Annotated in this window: 15 protein-coding genes; 6 read left to right on the top strand and 9 right to left on the bottom strand. The window is 58.7% G+C overall.

Features of this window, described 5'->3' with window-relative positions:
* The first annotated feature begins 11 nt into the window (after window positions 1–11).
* The 6 genes from iolC to QD356_RS03550 all read left to right on the top strand — a co-directional run bounded on the left by iolC (window position 12) and on the right by QD356_RS03550 (window position 9,178).
* Entirely contained in the window at window positions 12–2,003 is a 1,992-nt protein-coding gene (iolC, locus tag QD356_RS03575) for a 5-dehydro-2-deoxygluconokinase (RefSeq protein ID WP_192838002.1), read from the top strand.
* A complete protein-coding gene (gene iolD, locus QD356_RS03570; protein WP_192838001.1) occupies window positions 2,000–3,877 on the top strand; it encodes a 3D-(3,5/4)-trihydroxycyclohexane-1,2-dione acylhydrolase (decyclizing) in 1,878 nt (625 codons plus the stop codon). The genes iolC and iolD (QD356_RS03570) overlap by 4 nt, the downstream gene beginning before the upstream one ends.
* A gap of 119 nt (window positions 3,878–3,996) precedes the next feature.
* Window positions 3,997–4,902, top strand: a complete 906-nt coding sequence (gene iolE, locus QD356_RS03565; RefSeq protein WP_192838000.1) for a myo-inosose-2 dehydratase — start codon at window positions 3,997–3,999, stop codon at window positions 4,900–4,902.
* A gap of 198 nt (window positions 4,903–5,100) precedes the next feature.
* Window positions 5,101–6,606 carry a CoA-acylating methylmalonate-semialdehyde dehydrogenase gene (locus QD356_RS03560; RefSeq protein WP_192837999.1) on the top strand — a complete coding sequence of 502 codons (1,506 nt, stop codon included), beginning with the start codon at window positions 5,101–5,103 and terminating at the stop codon, window positions 6,604–6,606.
* Window positions 6,607–6,686: 80 nt separating this feature from the next.
* A complete protein-coding gene (locus tag QD356_RS03555) occupies window positions 6,687–7,517 on the top strand; it encodes a sugar phosphate isomerase/epimerase family protein (RefSeq protein WP_192837998.1) in 831 nt (276 codons plus the stop codon).
* Window positions 7,518–7,708: 191 nt separating this feature from the next.
* Window positions 7,709–9,178 carry a sugar porter family MFS transporter gene (locus tag QD356_RS03550; protein WP_192837997.1) on the top strand — a complete coding sequence of 490 codons (1,470 nt, stop codon included), beginning with the start codon at window positions 7,709–7,711 and terminating at the stop codon, window positions 9,176–9,178.
* Between the two features lie 156 nt (window positions 9,179–9,334).
* On the opposite strand, the gene QD356_RS03545 is transcribed toward QD356_RS03550, so the two are convergent.
* The 9 genes from QD356_RS03545 to araD form a co-directional block, all read right to left on the bottom strand.
* Window positions 9,335–9,730, bottom strand: a complete 396-nt coding sequence (locus QD356_RS03545; RefSeq protein ID WP_192837996.1) for a VOC family protein — start codon at window positions 9,728–9,730, stop codon at window positions 9,335–9,337.
* A gap of 160 nt (window positions 9,731–9,890) precedes the next feature.
* Window positions 9,891–11,396, bottom strand: a complete 1,506-nt coding sequence (locus QD356_RS03540) for a sugar porter family MFS transporter (protein WP_192837995.1) — start codon at window positions 11,394–11,396, stop codon at window positions 9,891–9,893.
* A 163-nt stretch (window positions 11,397–11,559) separates the two neighbouring features.
* Window positions 11,560–12,468 (bottom strand): TIM barrel protein, encoded by a 909-nt coding sequence (locus QD356_RS03535; RefSeq protein WP_107335093.1) that lies wholly within the window; start codon window positions 12,466–12,468, stop codon window positions 11,560–11,562.
* Window positions 12,469–12,611: 143 nt separating this feature from the next.
* Window positions 12,612–13,814 (bottom strand): Gfo/Idh/MocA family oxidoreductase, encoded by a 1,203-nt coding sequence (locus tag QD356_RS03530; protein WP_054555846.1) that lies wholly within the window; start codon window positions 13,812–13,814, stop codon window positions 12,612–12,614.
* Between the two features lie 99 nt (window positions 13,815–13,913).
* Window positions 13,914–15,764 carry a 3D-(3,5/4)-trihydroxycyclohexane-1,2-dione acylhydrolase (decyclizing) gene (iolD, locus tag QD356_RS03525; RefSeq protein ID WP_192837994.1) on the bottom strand — a complete coding sequence of 617 codons (1,851 nt, stop codon included), beginning with the start codon at window positions 15,762–15,764 and terminating at the stop codon, window positions 13,914–13,916.
* Window positions 15,765–16,183: 419 nt separating this feature from the next.
* On the bottom strand, window positions 16,184–16,948 hold the full coding sequence (locus QD356_RS03520; protein ID WP_192837993.1) for an SDR family oxidoreductase: 765 nt from the start codon (window positions 16,946–16,948) through the stop codon (window positions 16,184–16,186).
* A gap of 62 nt (window positions 16,949–17,010) precedes the next feature.
* Entirely contained in the window at window positions 17,011–17,793 is a 783-nt protein-coding gene (locus tag QD356_RS03515; RefSeq protein WP_107335096.1) for an aldolase/citrate lyase family protein, read from the bottom strand.
* Between the two features lie 72 nt (window positions 17,794–17,865).
* Complete coding sequence (locus tag QD356_RS03510; RefSeq protein ID WP_192837992.1) at window positions 17,866–18,822, bottom strand: SMP-30/gluconolactonase/LRE family protein; 957 nt, start codon at window positions 18,820–18,822, stop codon at window positions 17,866–17,868.
* A 120-nt stretch (window positions 18,823–18,942) separates the two neighbouring features.
* Entirely contained in the window at window positions 18,943–20,670 is a 1,728-nt protein-coding gene (araD, locus tag QD356_RS03505; protein ID WP_107335098.1) for an L-arabinonate dehydratase, read from the bottom strand.
* Between the last annotated feature and the right edge of the window lie 105 nt (window positions 20,671–20,775).

Raw genomic sequence — 20,775 nt, 5'->3', positions numbered from 1 at the left:
GGGATATGCCCATGACGCGCCACTCTCCTCACTCACCGGATCTGGATGTCATTTGCCTCGGCCGCGTCGCCGTTGACCTCTACGCTGAACAGATCGGTGCGCGTCTCGAGGACGCCACCAGCTTCAAGAAATACCTGGGCGGGAGCTCCGGCAATATGGCGTATGGTACGGCACGCCTTGGACTCAAATCCTCGATGCTAGCTCGAGTTGGGAACGAGCAGATGGGGGAATTTCTGCGCGAAGAGCTCACCTCGGCCGGTTGTGATGTCAGCCACTTAATCCGCGATCCTGAACGCCTGACGGGCCTGGTGCTCCTCGGCATCAAGGACAAAGACCAGTTCCCCCTACTCTTTGTTCGTAACGACTGTGCTGACATGGCCATTGATGCAGATGATGTCGATCCGGCATTTATCTCCCGAGCACGTGCCTTAGCCATCACCGGCACTCATCTCTCTACACCGCGTACGCAGCGCGCTGCTCGCAAGGCACTGGATGCTGCACGAAACGCTGGTGTAAAGCGTGTCTTGGACATCGACTACCGGCCAGTACTCTGGGGGCTGACCAGCATTGGCGATGGCGAGACTCGGTTCGTCGCGGATGAAAGCGTAAGCCAGCACATGGCACGTTGGCTTGGCGACTTTGACCTGATCGTCGGCACGGAAGAAGAGTTTCACATTGCCGGCAACAGTACCGACACGCTAGAAGCGCTGCGTGAAGTTCGCCGTCATAGCGAGGCAGTGCTCGTGTGCAAGATAGGGGCGCGTGGCTGCGTCATCTTCGAAGAAGAGATCCCGCAACAACTGGAAGACGGCATTCTGGTCGAAGGCGTCAAGGTCGAGGTCATGAATGTACTCGGTGCCGGCGATGCTTTCATGAGCGGTTTCCTGCGTGGCTACCTGCGCGATGAAGGTTGGGAAACTTGCGGCCATTACGCCAACGCGTGCGGCGCCTTGGTGGTGTCCCGTCACGGGTGTGCACCAGCCATGCCCACAGAAGCGGAACTGTTCGATTATCTGAGCCGCCGCGAGTCCGTGCCTCGCCCGGATCTTGATGATCATCTAACCCACCTGCATCGCGTCACCACCCGTCGTGTAGCGCACTGGGACAGCGTGTTGGGACTGGCATTCGACCATCGCCGCCAATTCATGGACATGGCACGCGATGTCGAGGGTAACCCCGAGCGTCTGCCTCGCTTGAAGCAGTTACTGGTACAAGCCACCCGCACAGCAGCACAGCAGGCCGGCATCGCACGGCCGGCGATCCTCTGTGATGATGTCTTGGGCCAGGATGCACTCAATGACACCGCTGAACTGGAATGGTGGGTCGGCCGCCCGGTCGAGCTCCCCAGCTCACGCCCACTTCGCTTCCAGCATGGCGATGACATCGGTAGCCAGCTGAGACGCTGGCCGCGCCATCACATCGTGAAGTGCCTGGTGTTCTACCACCCCGATGACGAAGCCACACTGCGCCTTGACCAAGAAGCCCGCTTGCGCCAGCTGTATGACGCCTGCTGCATTTCCGGACATGAACTGCTGATTGAAGTGATTCCGCCACGTCAGGCAGACGCCCCCACCTGCGACGAGACCACCATTCCGCGCAGTCTGGAGCGTCTCTACAACCTCGGCATTCGTCCTGATTGGTGGAAGCTTCCGGCTCTTTCAGCCCAAGGCTGGGAAAAGGTGAGCCAAATCATCAGTACACGTGATAGCTGGTGTCACGGTGTCGTACTTCTGGGACTTGATGCCCCCATCGAAGACGTAAAGCGTGGTTTCGAGCAAGCAGCACGTTTCCCGATCTGCAAAGGGTTCACCGTCGGCCGTACATTATTCACCGCCCCCAGCCAAGCTTGGCTTTCGGGCACTATCGATGACGCGACCCTGACTCGACAGGCCGCTGACAACTATCTCGAATTGATTACCCATTGGCAGAAACTGCGTGATGCCTATTGCAACGCAGAGGATGCCAGTTCTGCCACCACGCTCGCAGAAGGAGTCCTGCAATGAGCTCTGTTTCTCACTCAGCGGCAGCGCCGGGTACCGTGCGCCTGACAGTCGCTCAGGCATTGGTGCGATACCTGAGTGCGCAATATATCGAGCAAAACGGACAGGAAGTCCCCTTGTTCGGTGGCTGCTTTGCCATCTTCGGCCACGGCAATGTGGCAGGCCTTGGCGAGGCCTTGCACGCCGCAAGTGATGCGTTCCCCACCTATCGTGCTCATAACGAACAAGGCATGGCCAATGCTGCCATCGCCTATGCCAAGGCGAACAACCGTCGCCGAATCATGGCGTGTACCTCGTCCATCGGACCTGGTGCCACCAACATGGTGACCTCTGCCGGGCTTGCCCATGTCAACCGATTACCGGTGCTGTTCTTGCCAGGCGACACCTTCGCCAGCCGCGCACCAGACCCGGTGCTTCAACAGGTCGAACATTTCAACGACCCCGGCCTGAGCGTCAATGATTGCTTCCGGCCTGTTTCGCGCTTCTTTGATCGCATCACACGGCCGGAACAGTTGCTGACCGGCCTTCCCCAAGCATTGGCCACATTGTTGGATCCCGTGGACTGCGGCCCTGCCACCCTGTGTCTGCCACAGGACGTCCAGACGCTGGCATACGACTGGCCTACCGATTTCTTTGACCGCCAGCTCCATCGTATCCGCCGTGCTCCTGTCGCTCAGGAAGAGCTTGTGATGGCGTTAGACACGCTCCGCTCAGCCAAGCGCCCACTTTTGATTGCAGGCGGTGGCGTGCACTACAGCGAGGCGTGCGATGCTCTATCCACATTTGCCAAGCAACACGGTATCCCCGTGGTCGAAACACAGGCAGGCAAAGGTGCCCTGCCTTGGAGCCACGCTCGCAATATGGGCGCGATTGGAGTGACGGGCGCGGCCAGCGCCAATCAGCTGGCACGTGAAGCAGATGTCATTCTGGCCATCGGTTCACGACTCCAAGACTTTACCAGCGGCTCTCGCACGCTCTTTGAAGCCGCCGATCAAACACTCATCAGCCTCAATGTCGGTCGCTTCGACGCCGTCAAGCATGGCGCACAGCAACTGCAGTGCGATGCCCTGCGGGGACTTGAGGCCTTGACGGCAGGGCTGGGTGACTGGACCGCGCCAGACAGCTGGGTGCAACGCCAATCCGGGCTCAAGCAGGAATGGGAAGCGATCAGGGAAAGCGTGATGGCTAACCAGGCACTCTCGCTGCCAACCGATGCTCAGGTACTCGGTGCCGTAAATCGTCAAGCGACAGAAGACACCACCGTAGTCTGTGCCGCCGGTGGCTTGCCAGGTGAGCTTCACAAGCTATGGGCAGCCACTGTCCCCGGCAGTTATCACGTGGAATATGGCTTCTCATGCATGGGCTATGAACTGGCCGGCGGGATGGGCGTAAAGATGGCCCACCCATCGCGTGATGTGACCGTCGTAGTGGGAGACGGTAGTTACCTGATGCTGAACTCCGAGCTGGCCACCTCAGTGATGCTGGGCCACAAATTGACCGTCGTCGTGCTCGATAACCGAGGCTACGGCTGCATCAATCGCCTACAACACGCGACTGGCGGTGCCGGTTTCAACAATCTGCTCAAGGACTGTCGCACCGTTCCGGAAGGCGCTCCCAAGGTGGATTTTGCGGCACACGCTCGTGCGCTGGGCTGTCAGGCCGAACAGGTCACAGGGATTGGCGAACTGGAAGCCGCCCTCGAGCGTGCCCGGGCCTCAGAGACAACCTACGTCATCGCGCTAGACACTGATCCGTTGCCCTCCACCCAGGAAGGCGGGCACTGGTGGGAGGTCGCCATTCCCGAGGTCAGCGAACGTACTGAGGTCCGTGACGCCTACCAGGGCTATGTGACGCAAAAACAGCAACAAGCTCACTAAGACATTCACAGGGTCGGGCGACAACAGACAGCCAGTCTCTCCGGCCCTGAAGCTACGCCATGCCGTTGGAGGCCACCGTGTCTCCCTGCACTCTTAATATCTCGAAGAAGGATACCGCCATGAGCATTCGCCTAGGCATCAACCCGCTGACCTGGACCAACGATGACCTTCCGAGCCTCGGTGCCGACACACCGCTGGAAGTCTGTCTCAGCGAAGGCCGCCAAGCAGGTTTTGCCGGTTTCGAGCTAGGAAACAAATTCCCTCGCACACCCGATGCCCTGTCTAAGGTGCTCAATGCTCACGATCTGGCGCTGGTATCTGGCTGGTACTCAAGCCGTCTGCTGGAGCGTAGCGTCGAGGAAGAGCTGGAAGCCCTGAATGATCATCTTCAGCTGCTCAAGACGTGTGGCGCTACTGTCATGGTGTATTGCGAAGTCAGCCGCTGTGTACATGGGGATCAAGACACTCCTGTCTCACGCCGCCCCGTCATGAATGATGCCGATTGGGAGCGTTTAACAACCGGCCTGGATGCAGTCGCAAAAGAGATGGCGTCTCAAGGCGTGGAAATGGCTTATCACCATCACATGGGCACCGTCATCGAGAGTGAAGCCGATGTGGACCGTTTGATGGCCTCCACCCAGCAGGTGAAGCTGTTGCTGGATGCCGGTCACCTGACCTATGCCGGTGGCGATCCCGTCGCTGTGGCACGCAAGCATGGCAACCGCATTACCCACGTCCACTGCAAGGACATCCGTATGGCACTGATGGACAACGCGATCAACCGTGACAAGTCCTTCCTGGATGCCGTACTGGATGGCGTTTTCACCGTGCCGGGAGACGGCGGTGTCGACTTTGCCGCGCTTTTCGCCGAGCTGAAGCGTCAGGGATATGGTCAGCACGATGATCGCTGGCTAGTTGTAGAGGCCGAGCAAGACCCTGCCGTCGCCGACCCGCTGACCTACGCAACGCTCGGTCACGACAATCTGGCTCATCTCGCACGCGAGGCAGAGCTGATCAACGCCTGATTCATCTGCCATTTCAAAGTTATCCGAAATATTTGGGCCGGGATGATGTGGCAACCGCGCTCAACAAATAGAACGGTTCTTATTCCTCTGCGCACGGAGGGAGCCGGCTCTAGGCCACTAGGCTGCATAGACAGCCCGCACGACTCAGATCACTTCGCTTGAGTCAGCGCCAATACCACTCTCCACGAGGACACGTTCATGCAACAGTTACATCACTTCATCAATGGTCAAACGCAACCCGGCGACAGCGGTCGTAATGCACCAGTCTACAACCCGGCCACGGGCGAGCAGTCCGCAAGTGTGTCACTGGCCAGTGCCGAGGAAACCCGCTCCGCCATTGCTGCCGCCAGCGCCGCCTTCCCCGGCTGGTCCAACACCTCAGCCCTCAAGCGCTCACGCATCCTGTTCCGCTTCAAGGCACTGCTGGAAAAGCATAGCGACGAACTCGCCACACTGATTTCGCGTGAGCACGGCAAAGTGCATTCGGATGCGCTCGGTGAGGTGACTCGCGGCATGGAAGTCGTCGAATTCGCCTGTGGCATGCCTCACCTTCAAAAAGGTGAACACTCTCTTAACGTCGGTACCGGCGTAGACAGCCACTCTCTGATGCAACCGCTAGGTGTCTGCGCAGGCATCGCCCCATTCAACTTCCCGGCCATGGTACCGATGTGGATGTTCCCCATTGCCCTGGCAACCGGCAATACCTTCATCATGAAGCCTTCGGAGAAAGATCCCTCTGCTCCGCTGCGCATGGCAGAACTGCTGACAGAAGCCGGACTGCCGCCGGGCGTATTCAACGTCGTCAATGGGGACAAGGAAGCCGTCGATGTCCTGCTGACCGATGAGCGGGTCGAGGCCGTTTCCTTTGTCGGTTCCACCCCGATCGCCGAATACATCTATTCCACAGCTTCTGCACATGGCAAGCGTGTTCAGGCCCTGGGGGGGGCGAAGAATCATATGGTCGTGATGCCGGATGCCGATCTGGATCAGGCCGCAGACGCTCTGATGGGAGCGGCGTACGGCAGTGCTGGTGAGCGCTGCATGGCGATCTCCGTAGCAGTACCGATCGGTGAGCAAACCGCTCAGCGACTGCGTGACAAGATCCTCGAGCGGATGGCCACCCTGCGAGTTGGCCCCGGCGAAGTCGAGGGGCAAGAAAATGACATGGGACCGCTGATCTCGCGCGTGCATGCCGACAAGGTCATCGAGTTCATCGACAGCGGTGTCGAGCAAGGTGCGGAGCTGGTCGTGGATGGCCGTGACATCAAGGTTCCCGGGCACGAGAACGGCTATTTCGTGGGCGCTACCCTCTTTGATCATGTGCGCCCAGATATGCGCATCTATGCCGAAGAAATTTTCGGGCCGGTTTTGTGTCTGGTTCGCCAGGAATCACTCGACGAGGCGATTTCCCTCATCAATGCCCACGAGTATGGCAATGGCACGGCCATCTTCACTCGCGACGGTGATGCTGCCCGCCAATACACCACCCGTATTCAGGTCGGCATGGTCGGCGTAAACGTCCCCATACCTGTGCCGATGGCATTCCATAGCTTTGGCGGCTGGAAGCGCTCACTCTTTGGTCCGCTTCACATGCACGGCCCGGATGGTGTGCGTTTCTATACCCGCATGAAGGCCGTAACGACTCGCTGGCCGGATGGACTCAGAAGCGAGCAGACAAGCCACTTCACGATGCCAACACTTTGATGTCTCCCCCTGCCATACATCTAATCCTGGCAGGGGGCACTCACTTCCTTCAACAACAATAGCGATCAATGGAGTCATTCATGAAACTAGGTGTCTGCACTTGGACTTTCGGCCCGATCTCTCTGGAAAATACCTTTGAGCGCGTCTCGCGCTTGGGGTTTGACGGTGTCGAGCTGCACGGAGACTTGGAAAGCTTTACTCCCGAGTATGTACTGGGCTTGTGCCAGAAGCACAACCTGCAAGTCTTTTCCCTGACGCCGGGTGACTGTGATCCGGCATCTCCGGATGCATCAGATCGGGAAGCCGCTGATAAGTATTACCGAGATCTTATTGATTTTGCGCATGCAATTGGCGGTGCTCGAGTATCACTCCATGGGTTGGTGGGACGCATCCGCCCCTCCGCAGGTAGCGATCATGCCACTGAATACGGCTATCTCGTTGAATTCCTCAGGCCAATCTGTGCCTATGCTGCAGAGCGGCAGGTACCTTTGGTTTTCGAAGTGCTCAACCGCTACGAATCTCACCTGATCAATACTGGGGAGCAATGCCGCCAACTGATCAAGGATGTCGGCAGCGATCAGCTGAAAGTGTTGCTGGACGCTTATCACATGAACATCGAGGAAGCCGACCCTGTGAAGGCACTGGCGCAGACCGGCCAGCAGCTCGGCCTTTACCACGTCGCAGATTCCAATCGAGGCGGAATTGGCCAAGGCCACAGCGCCCTGCAGCCACAATTCGAACAACTGGCTGAAATGGGTTATCCAGGGCCGATTATCATCGAGGCGCCAGCTATGGGCCCTGACCCCTTCACTCCTGTCAAAGAGGGCGACTACCTCACCAAGCTTGAACATCAGTTGTCACTGAGCGTTACAGCGCTCCGCGAGCAATTCGCCCCCGCTACCGCAATCTAACTTCATAGTGCCCACTATATCGGAGTCAGCCTTATGGCTGGCTCCGGTCTTATCAGGATGGATAGGCCCGCATGGGCCAAGAACGTCAAGACGTCCATCCTCAGAACAGAACAATATCAGGACCGGCCACGCCAACCCGCCGGAACCCTGGCCAACCGCGTCTTGCACAAGCATGACGCTGGAGGACATGCATGCCAGTCACGTCAGGATCGACACATCACAAGACCGGCTCCGAACATCAGGGGCTGACCAAAGGACAACTGGGCTATCTGATTCGTATCACGCTGATTGCAACCCTAGGGGGACTGCTATTCGGGTATGACACCGGCGTCATCTCAGGTGCTATCGGTCCCATCACGGATTACTTCCAATTAGCACCAGCAGAGAAAGGTTGGGCCGTATCGTCTGTGGTTATCGGCTGTATCGGCGGCGCCATCTGTGCAGGCTGGGTCTCTATTCGATTCGGAAGGCGTATGGCCTTCCTGATTGCTGCCATCCTCTTTTTCCTGTCTGCCATTGGCTCAGCGACAGCTACGGACTTCACCGTTTACAGTATCTGGCGAGTCATCGGTGGTATGGCCGTCGGCCTGGCAAGTGTCGTCGCCCCGATGTACATATCAGAAATGTCACCAGGCCACCTGCGAGGCCGCACTGTCAGCCTGTTCCAGCAATCGATCGTCTTTGGTCAGATGGTCGTTTTCTTCGTGAATTACTTCATTGCCAAGGGCATGGCAGAGGCCTGGATCATTGAGCATGGCTGGCGCTGGATGCTGGGATCAGAAGCCTTGCCCGCCCTGTTGTTTGCCATTCTGTTGATGTTCATTCCCGAATCACCTCGCTGGTTGGTCCTCCGTGGACGACACGAGCAAGCACGCGGAGTGTTGGCCAAATTTACCCCTGCCTCTCGTGTCGAGAGCACGCTGAAAGAAATCGTCTCTTCCTATCGTGACGCCACCCTGGAGAATCGCATCAGCCTCAAAGAGCGTGGCCTGCTTGGTTTAGTGGTGCTGGGCTCATTCTTGGCCTGCGCCCAGCAGCTGACAGGAATCAACGTCGTGATGTATTACGCGCCGGAAGTCCTCTCCACCGTAACTTCAAGCAGTGAAGATGCGCTGTTACAAACCTCCATCATGGGTGTGACCTTCGTGGGCGGGAATTTGCTGGGCATGCTACTCATCGATAAGGTCGGCCGCCGTCCGCTGCTGATAGCGGGAAGCATTGGCAGCATGATCGGTATGTGCGCACTAGGGCTGATCATTTCGCGCGATGCCATTGGCTACGGCGCACTACTGGCGCTTATTGTCTATGTCGTTTCCTTTGCTGTCTCTTGGGGCTGCGTATGCTGGACGCTACTGTCAGAAATCTTCCCCAATGCCATCCGCGGCCGTGCAATGGCCATCGCTCTGGCGGCTCAATGGTTCATGGGGTTTGTGGTCACCCAATCCTTCCCCATGCTACGTCAGAGTGAGTTCCTCAACTCGGCCTTCGGCACTGGCTTCAGTTTCTGGCTATATGCCGTCTTGATTTTGCTCAGCATGCTGATCGTGATGCGCTATGTGCCCGAGACCAAAGGCAAGACGCTGGAAGAATTGGAAGATATTACTGGTACACGTCTAAGTAAGCGCCGCCGGGAGCTCGCAAGCGCCAATGCCAGCAGTTGATACTCTACCCTCGCCATCGCAAGACTGACTTGTCGTAACACCTGCCCCTTGCCTGCCATCATTTTGCGATGGCTCGCAAGGGGCAAGTGTTTGAGGCCAGAAACACGCGAACACGATTCGCCTTCTCAGAAGATATCGTGCAAATGGGTTAGGCTCTCATTTCGAGACCTGTAACTCGAACCCGGACTCATCCCGAATCCCCACCCGGTTACCGTCGGGATCATGCAGATGTATGGTCCTGCCCCATGGTGTCTCTTCAATTTCGGCGTCGATACCCCAGGCTTTGACATCTGCCAATGCCTGATCGATATCCCTGACATTGAAGCGTAGCTTGGCGCTACCTTGTTCTGGTGTCTTGCCGCCTTCAATGGCTTTCCCACCCTGCTCGATCATCAGATAGCCCGCCCCATAAGACAGGCAGGTCAGCCTGAAACTGCCATCTTCCTTGCTGAACATCAGCGGCAGTTCGAAAAGACCTTGATAGAAAGCGACACACTCCTCGAACCGTTCTGTATTCAATATAAGGCCATACCGCGCGACGTTATGCTTCATCCATGTGTCCTCTGGCTGTGGCTTGGTGTCCTTTGATCATGCCATCGGTATCGGGGCAGAACGATAGTGCCCGGTGCAAGACATGCTCCCGCCAGCACGTGAAGATTGCCAGCGGGAGTAGATAACGACGGCTTGATGAACAGTCCAGAGCGCTCCTGGTTTACTCAGCGGTCAGTGGCAAGCCCTGACGAGCAAGACGACGGCGACGCTTGCTCAAGCGAGTGCCTGTGATGTTCTCGAGCTCCTCCAATGTCTTGCCCTTGGTTTCCGGCACGTAGCGCAGCACGATCATCAAGCTGATGAAGGTCAGGACAGCGTAGAGCCAGAAGCTGAATCCACCACCGACGAGTTCATTGAGGAAGTCGCTCTGGCGCATCATCGGGAAGGTCTGAGTGACGATGAAGCCCAGCAGCCACTGCGCCGCCACGGCCAGTGACATGGCTCGTGCGCGAATGGCATTGGGGAATATCTCGGAGACCAGTGTCCAGCAGACACACCCCCAGGAGATGGCAAACGAGACGACATAGACGATCAGGGCGATCAAGGCGCTGATGCCCGGTTCGCCATTGCCGATCACGACACCCAGGAAAGTCATGCCGACGATGCTGCCCAGGCTCCCCGCAATCAACAGCGGACGACGGCCGACCTTGTCGATCAAGAGCATGCCCAACAGGTTACCGGCGACGAAGGTCACCCCCATGATGGAGGTCTGGAACAGGGCATCTTCATTGCTGGAAGTGACGGCGGACAACACATCCGGGGCGTAGTACATCACCACATTGATGCCAGTCAGTTGCTGAGCAGCCGCGATGAATATCCCGATGGCCACCAGCCCCAGCATCCCCTTGGTACGCAGCGACGCGTGACGCTTGCTCTCATTGTGCTGGAAGGATTTCTGGATCTCCCCCAGCGTGCGTTCAATGGCGTCGCCATGATAGAAGCGCGCCAGGACTCGGCGGGCATCGTCCAGGCGCCCTTTCAGCACCAACCAACGTGGAGATTCCGGCACGAAAGGAATCAGCACCGCAAACAGAATGGAAATGATCGCTTCAGACCCCAGCATCCAGCGCCAGCCGTGATTCAGGATCCAGGTTTCCGCCATGCCCTTGGCAATGAAGTAGTTCACGAAGAACACCACCATCTGGCCAAAGACCACGGATTGCTGGAACAGACTGACGGTGCGCCCACGCATATACCCGGGTGACATCTCGGAGATATACATCGGTGCCATGACACTGGCCATGCCGACGGCAATCCCGCCGAGAATGCGCCACCAGATATAGGCATCGAAGGTGCTCGCCAGACCGGAGCCTAGTGCTGACGCCGTGAACATCAACGCTGACAGCATGAAGACGGCCTTGCGCCCATAGGCAATGGACAGGCGTCCGGCGATGAGTGCGCCACCGATACAGCCGATGACGACAGATGAGACTGCCCAGCCCTTCTCGGCCGCGGACAGATCAAAATACTGCGCGATGGGCCCGATGGCCCCGGAGATGACGCCGGTGTCATAACCGAACAGCAGGCCACCCAGGGCGGCCACTAGAATGATCTTGATCAGGAAGACAAGCTGCGCTGGCGTCAACTTTTCTTGATTGTCGGGTGAGGAGGAATCGGTTGATGCTGAGGGGATAGCGGTGTCGCTACCGGGGTGTGAAGTGGGCATGACGACCTCTCGTGATCGATTGTTATAGTATTACGAGAACTGCTGAGGCAGATGTGGCTCGAGTGCTCGTGGCATCTGAGCACCACGCTATCGAGACAAGTCATTGCTGTACCTTCCGTGCCCTGCCGTCTTCTGGCGTGATGACGACAGGGCTTCATGCGGATCAGGCTTCCGCCAGGCCCTTTTCAAGAATGCTGCGTTCAATGAATTCACGACTTTCGCGGGCATTTTCCAGCGCGCTGTTGTCCTTGGTCGGGTCCACGTCCTGCTCGACGGTGATCCAGCCTTGATAGCCGATGGATTCCAGGCTCTCGCGGACCGCGTCAAAGTCGACACAGCCCTGGCCCAGCGGGCAGAACACGCCCTGGCCGATGGCGGTATAGAAGTCGATGCCATCCTTCACCACGTTTTCCAGCACCGGCGCCTGAATATCCTTGAAGTGGATATAGGCGACGCGCTTGCCATAGGTGCGAATCAGCTCGGCGGGGTCGATCCCGGCATAGGTGCAATGGCCAGTGTCGATGCACAGCTTGACCAGGTCAGAGTCCAGCTCTTTCATGGCGCGATCGACTTCATCACGATACTCGATATAGGTGCCGGCATGCGGGTGAAGCACCGGCATCACGTCATATTCCTGACAGATTTCAGCCACTTGGCGGATAGTGACCATCATCTCGTTCCATTGCTCATCATTGAGACGTGTCGCGGTTTCCTGCTGGCCAGCCTCATCGGTGCGCGGCGAGCTGACGTGATCGATGATGACCATATAGTTGCCCTGCTGCGGCTTGAGCACTTCACAGGTCGCGCGGGTGTAATCCAGGATTTCCTGACGACGTGACGCGTCATGTAGATGCTTGAAGATGGTACCGGCGATCAGCTCGAGCCCTCGGCTGTCCAACGCGGACGCCAGTGCTGCCTGCTCGGTCGGCAGATAGTTGAGCGGACCCAGCTCCGTCGCCTTGAAGCCGGCACCGGCGATCTCATCCAGTACGGTCTGCCAGCTGGGGTTGGCGGGATTGTCGGCAAACTCGATACCCCAGGAACACGGTGCGTTGGAAAGCTTGATTTGCATGAGGATGTCCTTCTCTTTGGTGTTGTCGTTGTCTTTTGAAATAACCATCGTCAGTGGCGCAATGGCGAAGCGACCTCACAGAAACCACCAATCCATGGCGGCGATAACGTCAGAGTGAGGCGCTCCAGATGCCGGCAGTCAGGTCAGAACGCGACCCAGCGATTCTCGTTGTCAGACGATTCCACACAGCACTCCAGCAACCGCACACCTTCGATACCGGCGTCGATATTGGGGAACCAGAGCGACTCCAACTCCTGCTCTGACAGACCGAGATGCTGAGTACTTCTGCCATCACGGCGCGCTTCGGCGCCCTGCATGGCGAGTGCATAGCGGTGATAGACATTGGCCCAGGACTCGAAGAAGCCTTCGGCATGCCCGCCGCCGATGCGATTGCTATTCACGGCGCTGTCGCCTTCGGCGAGATAGCCCATGCCACGCTCGAGAATGCGGGCCGGCTCGCCCTGCACTTCCAGGCGCAACTGGTTGGGATACTCATCCCACCACTCGATACTGGCCTTCTCTCCCACCACGCGAATCTTCTGTTGGTGCATGGAACCCGCGTTCACGGCGCTGGCCCACAGCGACCCCACCGCGCCGTTCTGGTACTGGAGCAACACCTGGGCGTTGTCTTCCAGCGGCGCACGCGAGGCCACGAAACTCTGGCGGTGGCACATCAGGCGTTCGACCTTGAGTCCGGTGATGAACTGGCCGGCATAGAAGATGTGCGTCCCGAGATCCCCCAGCACATAAGTCGGCCCGGAAACGGCAGGACTGGTACGCCACTTGGCGCCGCTGCTGACCTGCTCCACCGGCTGGCTATGGAAGCCATGAGCGAATTGCATGTTGACCATGCGGATCTGCCCCAGCTCACCCGACTGCACCATGGCACGTGCCTGGTGCAGCATCTGATAGCCGCTATAGCCATACATGACACCGAAGACCAGACCGCGCGCCTGTGCTTCGGCCTTGAGCTCCTCGGCCTCGGCAACCGTGAAGGTCACCGGCTTTTCGCAGATCACATGCAGACCGGCCTTGAGCGCTGCCAGGCTGATGGCATGGTGGGTGCTGTTGGGCGTGGCGATGCTGACCGCCTGAATGCCGTCCTCGCGAGCAGCTTCGGCCTCGAACAGGCTGGCGTAATCCGGGTAGCAACGCTCTGGATCGAGTCCCAGGTTGGTGCCGAATTCACGCCCGCGTTCAGCGTCGAGATCGAAGGCACCGGCGACCAGCTGAAACAAGTTGTCACGATGGGCAGCAGCACGATGGGCGTGGCCGATTTCACTGCCACGGCCACCACCGACCATGGCCCAGCGCAGCGGTGCGATATTGTGTTCTTCATTGAACATCAGGGTTCTCCTGCAAATGCATGGGTGCTGGTAATTGGCGTTGTCATTCCAAGCGTGTTCATGAGGCCCGTTGCGGTGTGCGCCAGGCCTCACGCAGAATCAGAGCCCGCGACGCTGATGGACACGGCCGGCATTCATGGCGGTGACCTGCGCTTCATCCACGTCCTCGCGGACGACTTCGGGTAGCCCCACATCCCACCAGCAGTCACAGGAAGACCACTTGCTGGAATCGATATCCACCACGATGACGTAGGTCCGCGGGCTCTCCTTGGCGCGCTGGTAGGCGGCCCGGAAATCACTGATGTCACTCAGGTGCTCACCATAGGCACCTTGCGACTGGGCATGCTTGAGGAAGTCGACGCGTACCAGCTCATCGGCCTGGCTGCGACAATCGGCCAGCATGTTGTTGAAGGACGGATTGCCACTGTTGTTCTGCAGCTTGTTGATGACCGCAAACCCGGCGTTGTCACACACCAGCACGATCATCTTGTGGCCCGTCAGCACCGAGCTGTAGATGTCGGAATTCATCATCATGTAGGAGCCATCGCCGACCAGGACCACGACCTCGTTGTCGGGATTGGCGATCTTGGCGCCCCAGCCGCCCGCCACTTCATATCCCATGCAGGAGAAGCCGAACTCGATATCGAACTTGCCGAGCTGCTTGCTCTGCCAGTTCATGTTGAGCTCTGCCGGCAAGCCACCGGCGGCAGTCAGCACGGTATCGCCGGGTTCCTGCACCGCATTGACGCTGGCAATGACCTGGGCGTAGGACGCCATCTCGCCGGGCATGATCTCGCCACGGTTGGCGCACAGGGATTTCCACTCGGCGACCTCAGCCTGGCCCTTTTCCAGCCAGCGCTGATCGGCTTGCCATTCACCCAACCCGGAATCAAGACGCTCCAGCGTGTGGCGAGCATCGCCGATGACCGCCATGGCGCGATGCTTGATGGCATCCATATGCGCCACGTTGACTGACACGATCTTCAGCGCTGGATTACGAAACACCGACCAGGATCCGGTGGTGAAGTCCTGCAGGCGTGTGCCAATGGCCACCAGCACATCACATTGTGCCGCCATGGCATTGGCGGAATTCGAGCCAGTCACACCAATCGGGCCGATATTGCAGGGGTGGGATTGCAGCAGCGAAGAACGGCCCGCAATCGTCTCGACCACCGGAATATTACGACGTTGTGCAAAGTCGGCCAGCAACTGATTGGCTTCGGAATAATGAACGCCACCGCCAGCGATGATCAGCGGCTTCTCCGCCTTTTCCAGCAGGGAAATGGCATCCTGTACAGCACGCGTATCGGCTTCCGGACGACGAATATGATGGATGCATTCTTCGAAGAGTGCCTCTGGATAGTCATAGGCAACGCCCTGAATATCCTGTGGCAATGAAATCATGACCGGCCCGCAATTGGCGGGGTCCGTCAGCGTCGCGATCGCTGTCGGCAAGGACTGCATGATCTGTGCGGGATGAGTGATGCGATCCCAATAGCGAGTGACGGGCTTGAAGGCATCATTGACGCTCAGGCCTGGTTGATGGGCATGCTCGACCTGCTGCAGCACCGGGTCTGGCAGGCGTGAGACATGGGCATCGCCGGCGAACATCAGCAACGGAAGGCGGTTGGTGTGCGCGATACCCGCAGCCGTGATCATGTTGGTGGCACCCGGCCCGATGGAGGTGCTGGCGATCCCGATGCGCTGGCGCTTGTTGGCCTTGGCGTAGGCAACGGCGGCAACCGCCATGGACTGCTCATTCTGGCCGCGCCAGATCGGGATCGTGTCCTGGATGTTGTGCAGCTGCTGCCCCAGACAGGTCACGTTACCGTGGCCAAAGATGGCGAACCCGCAACCGAACAAGGTCTCGACACTGCCATCGAGTTCAATCTTCTGCGCCGCCAGGTATCTGGCGATGGCTTCGGAGACGGTCAATTTTATCGTTTTCATTCCTCTCTCCCGACGAGCATATGGCGTTGTTTTATTGTGTGCATTCAGGTCGAAAAATCCGCACCTGAAGCTCAGTGATGATGACGTAGGAAAATGATGGTCAGCGCTGAATTCTTCGCCGTTTGAAAAGACACTAGCAGCGCTTGAAAACGTTTTCACCCTCATTTTCAAAAAAAGTGCTTTCCTTGGATCAAAGTTCAATAAGGATGTCTTGGCATGATTGAAGCAGCCTATAAAACTGTCGCTTCGATCACCCTTATCCTATTGATCATCCCAAGGAGCACTCGATACCACTCCGGCGAAAGCCGCCATCTCGTTGCCAGTGGCGCTGGCACGAAAAGCGCTTCATGGGGAGTGATGCATGCAAAACGCAGCCTCCCAAAACGCTCTGCGAAAACGCCATGACCACTTCAGCATGGCTAGACGAGGCCACCATCCACAATATAGGTCTGGGCCGTCATCATGCGACTGTCATCCGCTGCCAGGAACAACACCATCCGAGCCACATCCTCGGGCTGTACCCGCTGGTGCAGGCTCTGATTTTCCAATACCTGCTTCTCCAGCTCGGGATTCCACCACAGCGCCTTCTGACGCTCGGTAATGATCCACCCCGGCAGCACGGTATTGACGCGAATCCCCGCATCTCCCATGTCACGCGACAAGGTGCGCGTCAGACCGATGGTGGCCGCCTTTGCGCTCGAATAGGCCGAGATGTCCCGCGAGCGACGCAGGAAGCTGGGCGAGCTGAAATTGATGATCGACCCGCCGCCCGCCGCCTGCATCCCGGCAAAGACTGCCTGACAGGCAAACACCACATGGCGAAGATTGGTGGCCTGAAGGTCATCCCATGTCTCGACATCCAGCTCCGTGAGCGGTACCCGGGTATCACGCGCGGCATTGTTGACCAGGGCCCCTATCGGCCCCCACTCATCTGCTGCAGCCTCGATGACCGTGCGCAGCTGCTGGATGTCAGTCACATCGCAATGTCGGTAATGCACCTCTCCTCCCTGATCGGTCAGACGCGCCGCCAGGGCCTCGCCTGAGGCATCATCGATATCGATGAAACTCACTCGCGCCTGCTGCTCACAGAAATGCTCTACCAAGGTCGCGCCGATGCCGCTGGCGCCGCCACTGATGAAGACATGCCGGCCTTCCAGGCTGGGATAACGTGCGAACTGATTCATTTTGCCTCTCCTCTGATAGCGTATCGCTGGCTCAGGCGAACGACTGCCACGGCCAGGTGCATTCAATAGCCTTCACAATGATTCGCGCTGCGCTCCATGTCCTTCAGTACTGCCTGTGCCCCTGCCATCAACAGACGTGTATCGGCTCCGACCGTGACCAGATCACAGCCACGCGCCAACATCCGTCGCGCATGCGCGGCACTGCCGTTGTGAATGCCGATGACGCTGCCGTGCTGCCGAGCCCGTGCGACAATCTCGTCGATCAAGATATCCATGGGGCCATCACCGTGATCAAACCCAGGTGTGTGCCCGTGTGACAACGCCAGATCCGCAGGGCCGATATAGATGCCATCCAGCCCCTCCACGGCCAGAATCTCTTCCAGGTTCGCCACGCCTTCGCGGGTCTCGATCATGCCCAGCACCAGCATCTCGTCATTGGCATGCTTCGCATAATCCGCTCCGCCATACAGCATGGCGCGATGAGGGCCGAAGCTGCGCATCCCCAGCGGGGGATAACGACAGGCGGCCACCAGTGCCCTGGCGTCATCGGCCGTGTTGATCAAAGGCGCGATCACGCCATAGGCCCCCGCATCCAGCACCTTCATGATCAACCCCGGCTCCAGGCTTGGCACTCGGACAAGCGGGACGGTGTCAGTGGTGGAGATGGCCGTCAGCATCGGCAGCAGATCGCTGTAATCGATCACCCCGTGCTGCATGTCGATGGTCAGGCTGTCCCAGCCCTGATGGGCCATGATCTCTGCCGAGAAGGCACACGGCATGGAGAGCCAGCCATTCACGACGCCCTCTTTTTGGGCAATGCGTTGCTTGAGGCGATTGAGGCGCATGGGGTCTCCCTCTGGAATTCATCAACGGTGGAGGTCACAAGGGACGGGGCACAAGAGCAGTCACAAGGTCAGTCACGCGTGAGGTTCACGGGTCGTGTCCAGGGAGGGTGAGCGTTCTCCATTCAGCACGTCGGGTGATGCTGGAGAGCGAGAGGCAAAGGTGGCGATGGGGACACCCGGCACCTCGACCTCCAGCGCGAAGACACTGCCAGACAAGGGGGCTGCGGCCAGTGCCTCAGGGCTCATGCCCTTGCGCAAGGTGGTCACGTAAAGCGTTGTCATATCGGCCCCGCCAAAGCACGGCATGGTCGGGCCGGGACATGGCAGGCGGACCTGGCGCGCCAGACGTCCCTGGGCATCCCAATAATTGAGGACTCCGCCAAAGACACCTGCACTCCAGTAGCCTCCCGCCATATCCATCGCCCCACCGTCGGGGCGACCGTGCAGTGCAGGCTGGGTCTCGGCAAACACTCGCGGCGTTCCCATGACACCATTTTCCGGGCAGTAGTCCGCGACATGGATCGTGTCGCGCCGCGTATCCGCAAAATGCATGCGCCGTCCATCAGCACTCCAGGCCAGTCCATTGGCGACAATGAGGCCTGACTGCAGACAATGCGTCTCGCGCTCAGGCGTGACCGAGTAGAAATGCCCCAACGGCCGGGAGCGGCTCGCTTCATCCATGGTGCCGATCACGAACTGTCCATTCGGTGCGACCTTGCCGTCATTGAAGCGCGTGCCAGCCAACGGCTCACCGGGTGGGCAGGCCAGGAACTCCAGTGCACCCGACTCGAAATCGAGCAGATGGATACCCGAACGCATGGCAACGATCAAACGCCCATCGGCACAGCGCCCGAAGGCACCCAAGGTCTCTGGCAGCACGCGACGCTCTCGCTTGCCATCACTCAGGCAGTAGCGCTCGATCGCCGGGGCATAAAGGTCCGCCCATAACAGGCTGTTGCGACTGGCATCCCAGACCGGGGATTCACCCAATTCCGCCCGGCTCTCTATCAACAGTTCGATTTCCGCCATTTCCTGGACTCCCGTCGACGATGGCTATGGCACATGCGTGGATACCCCTGCGGGCTTACACCTTCTATCTCTCTGCCCCCGATACCCTCGACCTTATCTCCCTGCTTCAGGCAGCGGCGCTCAATAGATATCGGGCTCAGGAGTACTGCCAGGGGCACCATTGGCAAAGTCGAAGTCACAGCCTTCATCTGCCTGGGTGACATGCGATTTGTAGAGAGAGGCATAGCCATGAGGGTGCCGGTCCTTGGGCGGCTGCCAATCTGCCAGTCGACGTTGGATCTCCTCCTCATCGACCATCAGGTCCAGCCGCCGATTGGGGACATCCACGGCGATGATGTCGCCGGTCTTGACGATGGCCAACGGGCCGCCGACGGCGGCTTCCGGCGCCACATGCAGAATGCAGCTCCCGTAGCTGGTGCCACTCATGCGCGAGTCGGAGATACGCAGCATGTCGCGCACGCCCTGTTTCAGCAGCTTGGCCGGAATCGGCATCATGCCCCACTCCGGCATGCCGGGGCCGCCCACCGGTCCGCCATTCTTGAGCACGATGATGCTGTCAGCCGTGACCGGGAGGTCTTCATCATCGATACGCGCCTTGAGGTCGGCGATATTCTCGAACACATAGGCAGGCCCTTGATGGACATGCAGACGAGGGTCCGCCGCGGTCGGCTTGATGATGGCCCCCTTCGGCGCCAGGCTGCCGGTCAGTACGGCAGTCCCGCCCGAGGCATTGACCGGCGTGTCCAGCGGGAGAATGACTTCCGGGCGCCAGACCTTGGCGCCCTCGATGTTGTCGCCGAGGGTGCGGCCGGTCACGGTCATGGCGGAGAGCTTCAGCTCACTGCCGATGTTCGTCATCAATGCCGGAAGCCCTCCGGCATAGAAGAAGTCTTCCATCAGATATTCGCCGGAAGGCTTGAGGTTCAGCACCAGCGGCACACGACGCGATATCTCGTTGAAGCGCTCCATCGGCAGCGTGATTCCGAGACGACGTGCCATGGCCACGATGTGGATGATGGCGTTGGTCGAGCCACCGATCGCCATGTCGACAGCAATCGCGTTATCAAAGGAGGCCTCGCTCATGACATCGGTCGGCTTGAGATCTTCCCAGACCATTTCCACCGCTCGCTTGCCGCTGGCGTAGCACATACGGTTGTGATTGGCGTCCACCGCGGGGATGCTTGAGGCCCCCGGCAGGCTCATGCCCAGCGATTCACCGATCGACATCAGCGTTGCCGCCGTGCCCATGGTCATGCAAGTGCCCGGAGAGCGGGCAATCCCATTCTCGATCTCGTTCCAGTCACTCTGACTGACGTTGCCGATACGTCGCTCATCCCAGTACTTCCAGACATCCGTACCGCTCCCCAACACCTGACCACGGTAATTGCCGCGCAGCATGGCACCAGCGGGGACATAGATGGTCGGCAGATTCATGGAGATCGCGCCCATGAGCACGCCCGGCGTGGTCTTGTCACACCCGCCCATGACCACGGCGCCATCCACGGGGTAGCTGCGAAGCAATTCCTCGACTTCCATGGCCAGCATGTTGCGATACATCATGGCGCTGGGTTTCATCAATTGCTCACCCAATGACATGGCAGGCAGTTCGACAGCAAAGCCCCCCGCTGCCGTGATACCACGCTTGATATCCTTGACCCGCTCAGGAAAGTGAGAATGGCAGGTATTGAGGTCGTTCCAGGTATTGATGATGGCGATCACCGGCTTGCCGACGAACTCCTCTCCCCAGTAACCCATCTGCTTGACGCGAGAGCGATGCCCGAAAGAGCGCAGATCATCCTGCTTGAACCAGCGATTACTGCGCAGATCGTCGACCCCTTTCCTGTTCATCCCGTACTCCTTACAACGTAATTGACCGAACAATGGCGTAGCAGAATCCGCACCGGCTGCCTCGAGGGCGGCCCGTCATTGCGTCATTCCTGAATGAAGTGGCAT

This window comes from Cobetia sp. 2AS, from assembly GCF_029846355.1.
Lineage (GTDB): Bacteria > Pseudomonadota > Gammaproteobacteria > Pseudomonadales > Halomonadaceae > Cobetia > Cobetia amphilecti.
Note: the sequence above shows the minus strand (reverse complement) of the source record. Positions and strands in the feature narration are given on the sequence as shown.